15 protein-coding genes (1 of these 15 only partly in view) are annotated in these 14,155 nt (G+C 52.4%); 7 read left to right on the top strand and 8 right to left on the bottom strand.

Annotation, left to right across the window (positions count from 1 at the left end; all coding sequences use genetic code 11):
* Positions 1-510, top strand: a 510-nt coding sequence (locus QJQ48_RS14460; protein WP_346291941.1) for a hypothetical protein, incomplete at its 5' end; no start/stop codon positions are given.
* Positions 511-556: 46 nt separating this feature from the next.
* Here the strand turns inward: QJQ48_RS14460 and urtD are convergent.
* The 7 genes from urtD to ureE all read right to left on the bottom strand — a co-directional run bounded on the left by urtD (position 557) and on the right by ureE (position 7,376).
* The gene (gene urtD / locus QJQ48_RS14455) at positions 557-1,309 is read right to left on the bottom strand and encodes an urea ABC transporter ATP-binding protein UrtD (RefSeq protein ID WP_346291940.1); all 753 of its coding nucleotides are present in this window, start codon (positions 1,307-1,309) and stop codon (positions 557-559) included.
* A gap of 36 nt (positions 1,310-1,345) precedes the next feature.
* Entirely contained in the window at positions 1,346-2,521 is a 1,176-nt protein-coding gene (gene urtC, locus QJQ48_RS14450; RefSeq protein WP_346291939.1) for an urea ABC transporter permease subunit UrtC, read from the bottom strand.
* Between the two features lie 8 nt (positions 2,522-2,529).
* Positions 2,530-3,696, bottom strand: a complete 1,167-nt coding sequence (locus tag QJQ48_RS14445) for an ABC transporter permease subunit (protein WP_346291990.1) — start codon at positions 3,694-3,696, stop codon at positions 2,530-2,532.
* A 364-nt stretch (positions 3,697-4,060) separates the two neighbouring features.
* Entirely contained in the window at positions 4,061-5,380 is a 1,320-nt protein-coding gene (gene urtA / locus QJQ48_RS14440; RefSeq protein ID WP_346291938.1) for an urea ABC transporter substrate-binding protein, read from the bottom strand.
* 233 nt (positions 5,381-5,613) lie between these two features.
* On the bottom strand, positions 5,614-6,243 hold the full coding sequence (gene ureG / locus QJQ48_RS14435) for an urease accessory protein UreG (RefSeq protein WP_346291937.1): 630 nt from the start codon (positions 6,241-6,243) through the stop codon (positions 5,614-5,616).
* A gap of 16 nt (positions 6,244-6,259) precedes the next feature.
* Positions 6,260-6,988, bottom strand: coding sequence for an urease accessory protein UreF (locus tag QJQ48_RS14430; RefSeq protein ID WP_428843053.1), 729 nt, complete (start codon positions 6,986-6,988; stop codon positions 6,260-6,262).
* The gene (ureE, locus tag QJQ48_RS14425) at positions 6,927-7,376 is read right to left on the bottom strand and encodes an urease accessory protein UreE (RefSeq protein ID WP_346291936.1); all 450 of its coding nucleotides are present in this window, start codon (positions 7,374-7,376) and stop codon (positions 6,927-6,929) included. Before ureE ends, QJQ48_RS14430 begins: the two co-directional genes overlap by 62 nt.
* A 250-nt stretch (positions 7,377-7,626) precedes the next feature.
* Between ureE and QJQ48_RS14420 the strand changes: the two genes are divergently transcribed.
* From QJQ48_RS14420 to glnT, 6 genes are all read left to right on the top strand, one after another.
* The gene (locus tag QJQ48_RS14420; protein WP_346291935.1) at positions 7,627-8,247 is read left to right on the top strand and encodes a helix-turn-helix transcriptional regulator; all 621 of its coding nucleotides are present in this window, start codon (positions 7,627-7,629) and stop codon (positions 8,245-8,247) included.
* A gap of 134 nt (positions 8,248-8,381) precedes the next feature.
* A complete protein-coding gene (locus tag QJQ48_RS14415; RefSeq protein ID WP_346291934.1) occupies positions 8,382-9,161 on the top strand; it encodes a photosystem II electron transport protein, Sll1252 family in 780 nt (259 codons plus the stop codon).
* Positions 9,162-9,246: 85 nt separating this feature from the next.
* Positions 9,247-10,323 (top strand): DUF3616 domain-containing protein, encoded by a 1,077-nt coding sequence (locus QJQ48_RS14410; RefSeq protein WP_346291933.1) that lies wholly within the window; start codon positions 9,247-9,249, stop codon positions 10,321-10,323.
* Between the two features lie 159 nt (positions 10,324-10,482).
* Complete coding sequence (locus QJQ48_RS14405) at positions 10,483-11,460, top strand: fatty acid desaturase family protein (RefSeq protein WP_346291932.1); 978 nt, start codon at positions 10,483-10,485, stop codon at positions 11,458-11,460.
* Positions 11,457-12,473, top strand: coding sequence for an alpha/beta fold hydrolase (locus QJQ48_RS14400; RefSeq protein ID WP_346291931.1), 1,017 nt, complete (start codon positions 11,457-11,459; stop codon positions 12,471-12,473). The genes QJQ48_RS14405 and QJQ48_RS14400 overlap by 4 nt, the downstream gene beginning before the upstream one ends.
* 27 nt (positions 12,474-12,500) lie before the next feature.
* Entirely contained in the window at positions 12,501-13,808 is a 1,308-nt protein-coding gene (gene glnT, locus QJQ48_RS14395; RefSeq protein WP_346291930.1) for a type III glutamate--ammonia ligase, read from the top strand.
* Positions 13,809-13,933: 125 nt separating this feature from the next.
* Here glnT and QJQ48_RS14390 read toward each other — a convergent pair whose 3' ends face one another.
* Positions 13,934-14,155: the end of an alpha-glucosidase family protein gene (locus QJQ48_RS14390; RefSeq protein WP_346291929.1), read on the bottom strand. It continues 1,542 nt past the right edge of the window; only the last 222 of its 1,764 coding nucleotides appear in the window; its start codon lies beyond the right edge, outside the window — the gene reads right to left on this strand; the stop codon is at positions 13,934-13,936.

The raw sequence follows: 14,155 nt of genomic DNA, 5'->3' as shown, positions 1-14,155 counted from the left end.
GAAGAATTAGAAGAAGAAACTGAACCAGCAGTAGATGATTCTAGCCTCAAAAGCTTTTTCAAAAAGTGGAAGCTAAACCGCGCTCCGGAATATCGAACAGCCATTTTAAATGAGCTGATTCAGCTTGTTGATTCTTTAGATGAGCCTGTCAGTTTCAATGAAATAACTAAAATCATTCGCGATCGCATGAAAAGTAGTGATGCATCATTGGCGCGAATCAAAATTAGCGAGATTCTAAACTGTCTACGCCGCTTTGACCTTTTTCGCAGTGAAAATAACAAGCGGGTACAAAATACCGCCACTCCCATATTCAAAATGGCATCTCTCAAAGTTAAGACTTTAGAGAAGAAATGTATGGAATTTTATGCAGAGAAGATTCTGCAGCAGTTTGATCCAGACTTCTTTGATGAAGCTGACAATGTCAAGGAGTTTGAAAATTTAACGCTAGGGAAAGCTCCCACTCCAGAAAAAATCAAGCAAATGAGAGAGCGGTGGCAGAGTCAGGCGTAGGATAGCAAACAGCAGAACCGGAAGAGGACGCAACGCATAAGAAGCCCTAAAAATCCTCTTCCTGTGCCCCTAAGTAAACCTCGATAACGCGTGGGTTATTCTGCACTTCGCTCATGGTGCCTTCGCAAAGGACACTGCCCTCATGCAGCACCGTCACCTGCCGCGCAATCTGCCGCACAAACTCCATGTCGTGTTCAATTACCACAATGGAATGACTCTGAGCCAGCGACAGCAGCAGCTCGCCCGTTTTCTCTGTTTCCTCATCCGTTAGCCCTGCCACCGGCTCATCCACCAGCAGCAAATCCGGCGACTGGGCCACCAGCATCCCAATTTCTAGCCACTGCTTTTCGCCGTGGGACAGCAGCGCCGCTGGAATATCCGCCTTCGTTTCTAAGCCAATCGTTTCCAGCAGTCCCCCCACCGTCCGCCGCTCAGCGCTAGGAGTTTTCTTAAACAGAGTGGCAAAGACGTTCTTGTTGCGGTTGCTCGAGAGTTCCAAGTTTTCACGCGGCGTCAGATTGAGGTAGACCCGGGGAGTTTGAAACTTGCGGCCAATACCCAGACGGGAAATTTCGTGTTCTGCCCGTTTGCTGAGGTCTTTGCCCTTGAAGCGAGCAGTCCCCTCTGTTGGCTGCACTTTGCCCGTAATCACGTCAAGAAAGGTGGTTTTGCCAGCCCCGTTAGGGCCAATAATTACCCGCAGTTCACCCTCATTCATGTTGAAATTGAGGTTGTTGAGGGCTTTGAAGCCGTCAAAGCTGACGGTGACGTTTTCAATGTCTAAAATCTTCGCGCTCACGGTTTTGCCTGTCGTAAATGAATCGCTGATCAGGGACTAACGTTTATCGATCGCCTCGCGTCTTTCTTCCCGCACATCTGGGTCTAGCTCTAGCAGAGGCGGTGTTACCACCAACCGGGAAGGGCCAAGCCAGGTGCGCAGGCGATCGCCAAACTGCGATCGCAGCCAGCCAACAATACCGTCTGGCAGCGCCGTTACCACCAGTAAGAACAGCGCCCCTTGAAAGAATAGCCAGACTTCAGGAAAACTTTCACTGAGCAAGGTTCGCGCCCAGTTCACAAGCACCGCCCCCAGAATTGCCCCGACCAGAGTGGCCCGTCCACCTACCGCAACCCAAATCACCATCTCAATTGAGAAGGCAATATCCATATACTGAGGTGAAACAATCCCTGACTGCACCGTATAGAGAGCACCTGCAATGCCAGCGATCGCCCCTGACACCGCGAACACCAGCACCTTAAAAGCTGTCGGATCGTAGCCCGAAAAACGAACCCGGTTCTCATCATCCCGAATCGCTACTAACATGCGGCCAAAGCGCCCGCTCGTTAACCAGCGACAAAGAGCGTAAATCAAAGCCAAAAACACAACGGTCAGGGCGTAGAAAGCAAGCTGCATCCCTTCGCCACCCACCTGATTACCCAGAAAAGTGCTGGTATCGGTTTTAAGACCATTGGTGCCGTTGATTAGCTTTTGCTGACCGTTGAAGAAATTGAAAAAGACCACCAGCGCCGCCTGGGTCAAAATTGAGAAGTAAACCCCACGAATGCGGTTGCGAAAGACCAGATAGCCGAGCAGCCCTGCCACCAAGCTCGGAATCAGAACAACTGCCAGCAGCGTCAGGGGTAGGGAGTAAAACGGTTGCCAGAACCAGGGCAGTTCCATCACCCCGTAAAGACTAAAAAAGTCTGGGATCTGGCCTTCCCCTAGCGTATTCAACTGCAGGTGCATAGCGAAGGCATAGCCGCCTAAGGCAAAGAAAATGCCGTGTCCTAAACTCAGCAGCCCGGTAAAGCCCCAGATCAAATCAATCCCTAAAGCTACAATCGCCAGGGCCAGAAAACGACCCAGCAGTCCTAACCGAAAGCCCGAAACAGCAGCAGGGACAATCAAAATTAAAATCAGGGCGATCGCTACCACAATGCCTGCTTCTATCAGCAAGCGGCGCTTAGCAAATTTTCCTTTTTTAGGTCGCGTCAACGTGTCGTTTGCCATTGTGTCCCCTATGCCTCAACTGTGCGTCCCTTCTGGGGGAATATGCCGGCGGGCTTGATCTGCAGAAAGGCAATAATTAGGGCAAACACCATCACCTTAGCCATGCTAGTTGTGGCAAAAAAGGTAAAGAAAGCCACCAGCGGCTGTAGCGCTTCAATCGGCATCAGCATGAGGGCCAGAGTACCGGAGCCAACCAAATATGTAATAATGCCAATCACCATAGCCGCCACAATGCTGCCCACCAGCTTGCCAACGCCGCCGACTACCACCACCATAAAGGCGTCAACGATATAGTTAGACCCCAAGTTTGGCCCTACTGAACCCAGCAGCGTTACCGCGCAGCCCGCAATGCCCGCCAATCCGGAGCCAAGGGCAAAGGTAAGCGCATCTACCCGCTCGGTAGGAATGCCCAGACAGGCGCTCATGCTGCGGTTTTGCGTGACAGAACGAATACGCAAACCCCAGGCAGAGCGCTGCAGGAACCAATACACGCCCACCAGACAAACAATTGTCAACGCAATAATGAACAGCCGCGCATAGGGAAACTGTAGCGTCGTTCCCAAGGCCAAACCGCCCCGCAGCCAGACAGGAGGCGTTACGTCCACATTGCGAGCGCTGAACCAGGGGCGAGTCAGGGCAGTGGCGGCATTTTGATTGATTAAAATACCCGCTACTAGGGCGATCGCGGCTGAAATCACCAGCAAGGCCGCCGACATCCAGCCTGCTATTTGCCGCTGACTGCGCTGCAGCCCCCAGCGCCCACCCCAAAATAGCAGGCAGAAAAGCACTAGCCCCACAATCATGGCCCAGTTCACGCTGCGGACAAACTGGCGCAGAATGAGACTAACGCCCCAAGTGGCAAGCAGCGTTTCTAAAGGGCGGCCATAGAGATAGCGAATCACGCCGCGTTCTAAAGCTAACCCCACTAGGGCAGCGACTAGAAATGACAGGGGCAAAGCCGCAAATATATAAAAATTCAGGGCTGACTCCCCTAGGGTTCTGAAGCCATTTTGCACCACGTAGGTGGTATAGGCTCCCAACATCATTAGCTCACCATGAGCCAGATTGATCACGCCCATCAGGCCAAACACGATAGCTAGACCCAGTGCCACAATTAGCAGTACCGCGCCGATGCTAATACCGTTAAACAGGCCGCCAATTAAACCTTCAATCAACACAATCTTCAACCTAGTCAACTATTGGGCAGGAAACACTGAACTACGGGGGTTGCGTCCACTCCCTAGAAAACATCTAGTCCGCAGCACTTATGGGTTTAGCCAAGCCGACAGCAATTCGTTAACCCCATCGTCACACCCTGCGCTATCCCCAGCGGTCAAGCCAATGCAATACCGCTCAAGCAGGCAGATTCTATCTAAAGCCAGAGGTCAAAAAGGTTCAACATAAACAGCCAAAAATCACGCCTGTCTCTTCAACCAAAATTTAGCGTTCTTAAAAAGAAAGGAAGCTTAGACGCAAACCTGATAGGCAGTTTCTAAGCTTCTTATACGCCGTTATGCTGAACTACTTAACGAAGCAGCGCTATGCGCCCTCGGTTTCGTACTTGCCACCCTTTTCTGGGTCAGACCAATCACAGGCAAAGCCCTTGGTATCAGGTACGTACTGGTTCCAGGGCACTGGATCAATCGGGCCTTCCGTAGACCAAACAATATCAAACAGACCATCATCTCGGACTTCCCCAATCCGTACCGTCTTCGATAAGTGGTGGTTGGGATTCATGGTGACTAAACCTTCAGGCGCTTCTAAGGTCTGACCATAAGCGGCCTCCCGTACTGCCGGAATATCGGTAGTACCTGCGGATTCAACCGCCTGCTTCCAAATGTAGACCATGATGTAGGCCGCTTCCATCGGATCGTTGGTGACGCGATCGTCGCCGTACTCGGCCTGGAAGTCAGCAACCCATTGGGTATTCTGCGGGTTATCCACCGTCATGAAGTAGTTCCAGGCCGCATAGTGGCCTAGCAAGAACTCTTTACCAATCTGGCGCACTTCTTCCTCAGCAATGCTGACAGACATCACCGGATACTTGTCAGGAGTCAGACCCGCCCCCTGAAGCTGCTTAAAGAAGGCCACGTTGCTATCACCATTGAGGCTATTAAAGATGACGCCGCCGTCGGGCAGAGCCGCTTTAATCTTGGTGATAATAGGCGTTACCTCAGTGTTGCCCAGGGGCAGATAGTCCTCACCGACAACCTCACCGCCCAGCGCTTTCACCTGCTCCTGAATAATGGTGTTAGCGGTACGAGGGAAGACATAGTCGGAGCCAACTAAGAAAAACTGCTCTCCCTTATTTTCCATCAACCATTCCACTGCAGGCTCAATCTGCTGGTTAGGAGCCGCGCCAGTGTAGAAGATGTTTTGCGAACACTCTTGGCCTTCGTACTGTACCGGGTACCACAGCAAATGCTGCTTAGATTCAAACACGGGCAGTACAGCTTTGCGGCTAGCCGAAGTCCAGCAGCCAAAGACGGTAGCCACGTTGTCCTGATCGATTAGCTTCTCGGCCTTTTCTGCAAAGGTAGGCCAGTCAGAGGCACCGTCTTCCACAATGGCTTCAATCTGCCTGCCAAGCACACCGCCTGCTTCATTGATTTCCTGAATCGCTAGCTGCTCAGCTTCAACCACGGTGGTTTCGCTGATCGCCATTGTGCCGCTGAGGGAGTGTAGAATCCCCACCTTAATGGTTTCGCCCGCATCTGCGTCGGCTGACTGCTCAGCGCCGGGAGTTGCCTCCTCTGAAGCTGTCTCGGAACCACTCCCACAAGCCTTGAGCAGAATACTTGTACCTAGCGTGGCAGAACCGTAGAGTAAAAACTTTCTTCTATTGAAATTTGCCGCCATGTTTGACCCTTCACTCCTCTGACTTAACCAGCTTTTAAATGCAAGCCGCAACGGTAAGTGATATTAGAGTTAGCTGAGCCGAACAATTGTGCTCCCTGATACAAAAAGGTAGCGGCATAAGTCTTTCTGTCTTATTGGCAACTGCCTACAGCAGGAAAAAACACGGACAGTTACCCTCACGAGAGGGATTTTCGATCGCGATCGCGATCGCTATAAACTTGAGCGCACATCATTTAAGCTGATGAATCAGCAGATTCTGCCGCTTCGACAAAACCGTGAAACTGAATGAATTCCATAATTATCTCCAATCCTTGACCCAGCTTAAGATTTGTGAATACAAACGGGCGATCGCCCCGCATTTTCTGAGCGTCTCGTTCCATCACCCCTAAATCTGCGCCTACCATCGGGGCTAGATCAATCTTGTTGATCACTAGCAGGTCGGATTTGGTGATCCCCGGCCCCCCTTTACGGGGAATTTTCTCGCCCGCCGCCACGTCAATCACGTAGAGGGTCAAATCCACCAGTTCTGGGCTGAAGGTAGAGGCTAAATTATCACCGCCGCTTTCCACAAAAATTAGGTCCAAAGGCTGAAACCGCGCCTCTAACTCCTCAATCGCCACTAGGTTAATTGACGCATCTTCTCGAATCGCCGTATGGGGACAGCCTCCTGTTTCCACCCCCACAATCCGATCGCCCTCTAGCGCCTGGCTCCGCACCAAAAACTGAGCGTCTTCCTGAGTGTAGATATCGTTAGTCACTACAGCAATTTGATAGCGATCGCGCATCGCCTTGCACAGCGCGTCTACCAAAGCCGTTTTGCCAGAGCCAACCGGGCCAGCAATGCCCACGCGAAAAGGGGTCATGAGTGTCTGATTTTGATCACGATCTAAACAACCGACTATACAGTGTCTCATGCTGCATACTGGCGATCGCCAATCCCCAGCCGCTACTTGCCAGATCATTGTCCTGAAGCTGCAAAATAGTCTCAGCCGCGTTTTCTAACGTTGGGTAGAGGTCAAGCAAAAGCTGCTGGCCTGCGGTTTGCCCCAGGGGCACTAGCCTAACCGCAGCATTGACTAGGTTGCTGACCCAGCTTTGCAGGTAGCCTAACAGCGCTGTTTCTAGCTCGATCTGCCAGTGCACAGCAGCGATCGCAAAAGCGGTCGCAAAATTGCAGTGGGGCAGACAAGAAGCGATCGCGGTTTCGAGTTCCGGATGTAAAGATTGCAGCAGACGCGCTAGAGAGCGACCCATCTGCCAGCTCTGTGCCCGCAGTTCAGCCGTCTCGCGGACGGCAGAGAGCCAGTGATTCCAGGTTTGCAAAGCAGCAAAATTGCGATCGCCTGCTGCCCGGTGGCAGCGTAGCATCACCGCCGCTTCTAGCCGCACAGCGCCATAGCGCAGCTCCTGAGTGAGCCAGTAGTGAACAGCCTCAGGAGCAGCTAGATGACCCTGCTGCACCAAACTTTCTAGCCCCTCAGAATAGCTGTAAGCGCCGACGGGTAAAGCCGGACTGGCTAGCTGCAGCAGCTTCAGCAAGGCCGGATCAGGCATCATGAGAACCGCTTTGATAAGCGCCCGCTTCAGGTTCAAACGGGGCCGTTTCATTCATGACCTGCAGCCCCAAACGCTGTAGCATTTCGGCTAGCACCAAATCTTCGGCTAGTCGCAAATAGGTAGGGGTAATCTCTAGCGGTACGTGGCGATTGCCCAAATGATAGGCAGCCCGCAGCAGGTCTAGCGGCGTAGCCGCCATCACGGTTAGCAGCGGTTCTGGCTTAGCCACAACTTGCACTAGCGGCTGCATGGCTCCATCGTGCAGCAAATCTCCGCCTCGGAGCTGGGTGCCTCGTGGCAGGTTGAGATAGACAGGTTCGCCATTATCGGCAGTGAAATGGCGGCGCGATCGCGATCGCTCCTCTGCGGTGAGCGACAGGCTGAAGTCAGGCGGACGAGAGACGGCATCAGAGAGACGACACTTGAGAACAATTACCACAACCTATTGCTGAAATTAGAATTGGCAACGATTGTAACGCTGAGTCGTTTCGCCCGGCAGCAAGTCATTAAATTTATTAGAAACCTACGAAACTGGGATAACGCCCGCTGAAGACATAGACTGTGGCTGCCATGACAGTTGTTTTTCTGTCATAGACTCTGCGGAGTTTTCAGACCTCAGACTGAGGTTTTGAATAAGCCCTCCAAATTGGAACCAGGGTTATCCCTTGTTGCATTAGCTAGGTTTCCCAATGAATTCGACAATTTCTGTTGCGGATATTTTTCAAACGCTCGATCTAGACGTTAGAAAGCCACCCAAAAAGGCAAAGTCACAGCTTTTAACTGCCGTCATTGAAGCCCTCAGCGATGGCATTTTAATTCTTTCGCTGGAAGGTAAAGTGCTGCAGGCTAATCGCTGTGCTGCTAGGCTATGCCGATATTTGCAAAAGCTAGAAAATGAGTCTCAGGCAGTGCCTAGAGCTATTTGGCATCTCTGTGAATCTCTAATTGAGAGCCGCGAATTGTTTCCCAGCAAAGTGTTTGTGATTGAAGACAGCCTCCACGCTGCCGACCACATCACCATTCGCATTCGGGTTCAGTGGCTTGAGTTCGACTCGATCGGACAGTCTTATCTGCTGGTAACGCTAGAAGACTGCAAAAAGCTGGCAGAGTTAGCCGCCGTCGCTGAAGCCCAACGCTTTCAGCTTACGCCTCGTGAATCTGAGGTTTGGCAGCTCAAGCGCTCTAACTACAATTACGAAGAGATCGCCGACCAGCTCTATATCTCGGTCAACACAGTCAAAAAGCACATCAAGAACATCTACGCCAAACGGAATCAAACCTTAGACCAAGAGCGTTTTTCAAATTGCTAATCCCCATTAGCAATTGGCTCCAGCGGCTGCGGATTCAGAGCTTACGGCTCGAATCAGGTTAAGATCAAAAAGCCCGAACGTGTTGAACGGTTGATTAGCTTTTCCAAGATTTAGGAGACTCAATCTCGTACTGAATGCTGCCTAAGGACGAACTACTTAAACAAGTTGAAAATCGCGAAAGCATTGCCCGCGTTATCGATCAGGCGGAGCAGGCTATTCGCACCTGGGAGGTGGTCGTCACTGATTTTCTCTCGCCGCCCGAATTTATCGAAGCCCAAACTATTTTTCAGCGCCTCACTGATGTTCACCTGGTCGCTTGGGGCGGCTATCCCCAGGCTGAACGCCAGAGACTGGCGATCGCCCGTGCTGAGCTACCGTTAGAAACTGATCAAGTTCCCGTAACGCTTCTTAACATTGCCGGAAATTTCCTCTTCGATTCGGCTACTCACCGCGACTTCCTAGGAGCCATGCTGGGTACAGGCATTGTGCGCGATAAGGTAGGCGACATTATTGTGCTAGGCGAGCGCGGCGCTCAGGCAATTGTGGTGCCAGAAATGGCAGATTTTCTGACGATGAGCTTAAGCCAGGTGCGATCGGTGCCAGTCAAGATCCAGCCTATTGAGCTATCCCAACTCAAAGTGCGGGAACCGAAAAAGAAGGAAATGACTACGGTAGAAGCCTCCTTGCGCCTAGATGCGGTGGCTTCAGCGGGCTTCGGCATGTCCCGCAGCAAAATGGCTGACATGATTGATGCAGGCGATGTGCGGGTCAACTGGAAGTCAGTTACCCAGGCTAGTCATGGGGTTAAGTCAGGCGATCTGGTCGCTATTCGCGGTAAGGGCCGCTTGCAGATTGGCGACATTGGCATCACGAAAAAGCAGCGCTACCGCATTGACCTCACCCGCTTTGTCTAGAAGCTCACTACTTGTGATAGAGGCTAAGGCGTGAATCAAAAGCTATAAGAAAAGGCGTTGCAACGGTTCACGACCCTTAAATAATATGCCAGACGGTTTCTTGCTCAGCCGCGTATTGCTGAAATTTGATAGCAAGTCAGACGATCTGCTGGAAGAAATTTCGGCGATCGCCCGTACGCCTGATGGCAGCCTCTGGGTCGGTTCCGATGAGTTCACGACGATTGAACGCCTAGCCCCCTTGGGACACTGCACCTACGGTGATCATCAGACTTTCAAGCTGAATGATTTTGTCAACCTGTTTGACACTGAATCCGAGATTGACATTGAGGGTTTAGACTATGCCAACGATTATCTTTGGGTCATTGGTTCTCACAGCCTTAAGCGCAACAAGACCAAAGGCAAGAAAGCCAAGAAAGACATCAAGCGCCTAGCCGAGATTGAAAAAGATCCCAACCGCTACCTGCTTGCCAGAATTCCGATTATCAACGGCGAGCCAGTCAATGCCTTTGCCCGTTCAGACGCCCCCCAAGATCAGCTTTCGGCGGCAATGTTACAAAAAACCGAAGAGAACAACGCCCTGATTGATGCGCTCTCTAGCGACGAACACTTGGGGCCGTTTTTAGAGATGAAGCTACCTTCCAAGGACAACGGCCTAGATATTGAAGGACTAGCCGTTTGTGGGCATCAGGTTTTTCTGGGACTGCGGGGTCCGGTGCTGCGGGGATGGGCCATTATCTTAGAAGTCGAGCTAGAAGAAAAAGAACCTGGTATCCTTACGCTCAAAGATTTAGGCAAAGGCACCCTGTATCGTAAGCACTTTGTTGATCTCAACGGCTTGGGCGTCCGCGAACTGTGCCTGCATGATGGGGATCTAATTATCATGGCTGGGCCAACGATGGATCTAGAGGGAGCGATGCAGGTGTTCCGCCTCAAAGACGTGCTGGATCACAGCAAAGATACGCTCTGGGATCAAGATTCCGGGGCGCTTAAAGTCCTGTTTAACTTGCCATTTACCATTGGCTCTGATCACGCGGAAGGACTAGCCCTGTTTTCTTGCCTGGGTCATGATGACGGGCTGCTAGTTGTCTACGATTCCCCCGATCCGGCTAGACGACCTAGTAAAAAATCGATCTTTGCCGACGTTTTTCAGCTCCCTAAATAAGTGTTAGAGGGCGATCGCCGTCAGGCAGCAAAACCGAGGCAAAAACTTTGCCCAAAAATTGTAGCCTACGGTACAACAGGCAGCGAAATTTGAGCGATATACCAGTACACGGCACCTTTATGCGCTTGATATCCGCTGCAACGGCATCCCCAAATAGCTATGTCTACTCAAACTACTCAGCCTGAGAGCGCTGCTGCCTGTCTTCAGTCGCCAGCACTGCCCCCATCTCAATCCGGGCCAGAAACGTCCCGCGCCGGACTGGCAACACCCACGCTGACAGCGTTGAATGTCCGGTCAGACCGGCAGGGCTGGTGGCAGCTAGGTAAGCATCTGACAGTCATCCTGATCAGCGGTGCCCTTTGGGGCTGGCTGCAGGGATGGATTGCAGTTCCGGCTTTAATTGTCTATGGCTTTAGCTTAGCGTCGATGTTTGCGGCCCTGCATGAGTGCGTCCACCGGACGGCCTTTGCCAGCCAGCGGCTCAACGATAGCGTAGCCTGGTTGGCCGGTGTCCTGTCTTTTTACAACAGCACGTTCTATCGTCGCTATCACAAGTGGCATCATCGCTACGCCCAGCTTGTAGGCCAAGATCCAGAGCTAGAAGACTCGCCGCCAACTAGCTGGAAAGCTTATCTCTGGCAGCTCAGCGGTCTACCTTGGTGGGTCGGCAAAATTCAGGGCCATATGCGAGCCGTGCGGGGGCAGTTCGAGGGCTGTCCCTATATTTCTGAGACAGTCCGGCGGGAAGTCATGCACTCTACAGCCTGGCAGTTGGCGGTTTATGGCGGCGCGATCGCGCTTTCGATCGCAGTGCAGCAGCCTTGGTTTATCACCTACTGGCTGCTGCCTTTGGCCGTAGGCCAGCCAATTCTACGGTTCATTTTGCTAGCAGAGCATACCGGCTGCAGTCATGACGACAATCCGCTGACCAATACGCGCACAACCTTGACTCTGTGGCCCCTGCGGCTGCTGATGTGGAATATGCCGTTTCACGCTGAGCATCATTTGTATGCCTCAATTCCGTTCCATGCCCTACCCCAAGCTCATACGCAGCTAGCCGATCAGCTTACTCAGGTTGCACCGGGATATGTGGCAGTTAACCGCCAGATTGTCAGCCAGTTTGGCAAAGCGGCATGAGTCAGCAGGCAGGCTGCTGGACTACAGACAACTTTCCGCTGCAGTGTGGGGCCGTCCTGCCCCAGGTGCGAGTGGTGTATCAGACCTACGGCGAGCTATCAGGCGATCGCAATAACGTCATCCTCTATCCCACTTCCTATGGCGCTCAGCATTCAGATATCGACTGGCTGATTAAGGCTGACGGCATTCTCGATCCTACTCGCTGGTTCATCATCATTCCAAATATGCTGGGCAACGGCCTTTCCAGTTCGCCCAGCAACGGGGATTTGCCCGGTACAGCCGAGTCAGGCTTTTACTTCACCCATTTAGACAACATCACCGCGCAAGAGCAACTGCTGCGGCAGACATTCGGCATTGAGCAGCTTGCCTTAGTCTACGGTTGGTCAATGGGGGCACAGCAGGCCTATCACTGGGGAGCGCTCTATCCAGCGCGGGTGCAGCGGATAGTGGCGGTTTGCGGCACTGCTCGCACCACCGACCATAACCGCATTTTTCTAGAAAGTTTGCGCTCGGCCCTCACAGCAGATCCAACCTGGAACGGCACAACCTTTACCGGGATTCCAGAGCGTGGTTTTCACACCTTTGCCCGCATCTACGCGAGCTGGGCTGCTTCTCAGGCCTATTACCGAGCAGGCATTTACCGTCAGCTCGGCTACAGCTCTTTAGAAGACTACCTTTGGCGCGGTTGGGAGCTGAACTATCGCAAACGAGATCCCCGCAACCTGATTGCCATGATTGATACCTGGCTGCGCTGCGATGTCAGCCAGAATCCGACCTATCAGGGAAACTATTCGCAGGCAATGGCGGCAATTCAGGCTCAGACGCTGGTCATGCCTGCCACCACAGATCTCTATTTCACCCCGGCAGACTGCGAGGCTGAAGCAGCACTTATGCCCCAAGCGGCATATCAGCCTATTCCGTCTATTTGGGGCCACCGAGCCGGAAATCCTCACCAAAACCCTGAAGATGCTGCTTTTATTCGTCAGGCGGTGCAGGACTGGCTGCAGCATTAGGCTAATGGCGTTTATGAACAGACCGCTATGACTACCCTCTTATCTGAAATCGCCCGTAAGCAAGAAATTCGCTATTTTCTGATTTCCTTCACCGACCTGTTCGGCACCCAGCGAGCCAAGCTAGTTCCCGCTGCCGCCATTGACGCGATCGCCTCTGAAGGAGCTGGATTTGCCGGATTTGCCACCTGGCTAGACATGACCCCTGCCGACGCGGACATGCTAGCCCTACCCGAAACCAGCAGCCTGTTTCAGCTCCCCTGGAAACCCGAAGTTGCTTGGCTCCCTGCAGATTTAGTCACGCCTACTGGGGAAGCCATCAACCAAACGCCGCGACTGGTGTTAAAGCGCGTTCTGCAGCAGGCTGAGGCTCAGGGCTACCGGGTGAAAACCGGAGTAGAGTGTGAGTTTTTCTTGCTGTCGCCAACGGGAGAGGCCCTATCTGATCCGCGCGATCGCCAAGTCAAGCCCTGCTACGACCAGCAGTCTCTGATGCGACGATTTGACGTAATCGCTGAGATTTGCGATGCCATGCTGACCCTGGGCTGGGGGCCGTATCAGAACGATCACGAAGATGCTAACGGCCAGTTTGAGATGAACTGGACCTATGCCGATGCCCTAATAACGGCAGATCGGCAGGCATTCTTCAAGTACATGGTGAAGGCGATCGCGGAAAAACATGGCTATCGCGCCACCTTCATGCCCAAACCCTTCGCCCATCTCACCGGCAACGGCTGCCATATGCACCTCTCTGTCTGGGATTTAGCAGGTAATACAAACCTATTTCATGACCCCGAAGGAGAGCTAGGACTGTCTTCATTGGCTTACCAGTTCATTGGCGGTGTGCTGCATTCAGTGCCCGCTCTCTGCGCCTTCACCAACCCCGTCACTAATTCCTACAAGCGCATTAATGCACCCGCAACTCTTTCCGGCGCTACCTGGTCACCCAATGCTGTGAGCTACAGCGGTAATAATCGCACCCATACGATTCGCATTCCTGACGCAGGTCGTTTTGAACTGCGGCTCGGTGACGGTGCGGCTAATCCTTATTTGCTACCGGCAGCGCTAATTGCAGCTGGACTAGAGGGTATAGCCCAAAAGCGCGATCCGGGGCCGCGCTATGACAACAATAACTACACCGAGCCGCTATCACAAGATACCGTTCAGGCGCTACCCACAAATTTATTAGACGCCCTACGACAGCTAGAGAAAAACACTGTTTTACAGGCTTTGGGAGCGGAGTTTGTGCAGTCCTATCTCAAACTAAAGCACCAGGAATGGCGAGAATACAATGCTCGGGTAACACCTTGGGAGCGTGAGACAACGTTAGACTGCTAAGCTCTAGGCGCTTTTCTCTGTTGATAACAGACCACCTCTTTAAAGCTTAGCTGGCAGTATGCTGCCAGCAGCAATTACCCGGCAGACTCCTGAGATCCTTTCAATCAGCTCAAAACTCAGACCTTCTAGTCTGTTTTCAACGGTAAGTCAGCAAAAAAGACGCCATAGGACGGTAATTCAACAGAATCACCAGAACGGTTGGCTGAGAACCCCAAGCCATCGCTCAGCTCATGACTAGCCTCGCCATTGATTTTGTAACTGACAGGCTCACTACTCATATTGAACAGGCAAAGTAGACGCTGTTCAGCATAAGCTCGTTCAAAACCGAAGAGAGGCTCCTCGGTTTC

Source organism: Sphaerothrix gracilis Ecp01 (assembly GCF_030405905.1).
In the GTDB taxonomy this organism is placed as follows: domain Bacteria; phylum Cyanobacteriota; class Cyanobacteriia; order Phormidesmidales; family Phormidesmidaceae; genus Sphaerothrix; species Sphaerothrix gracilis.
Note: the sequence above shows the minus strand (reverse complement) of the source record. Positions and strands in the feature narration are given on the sequence as shown.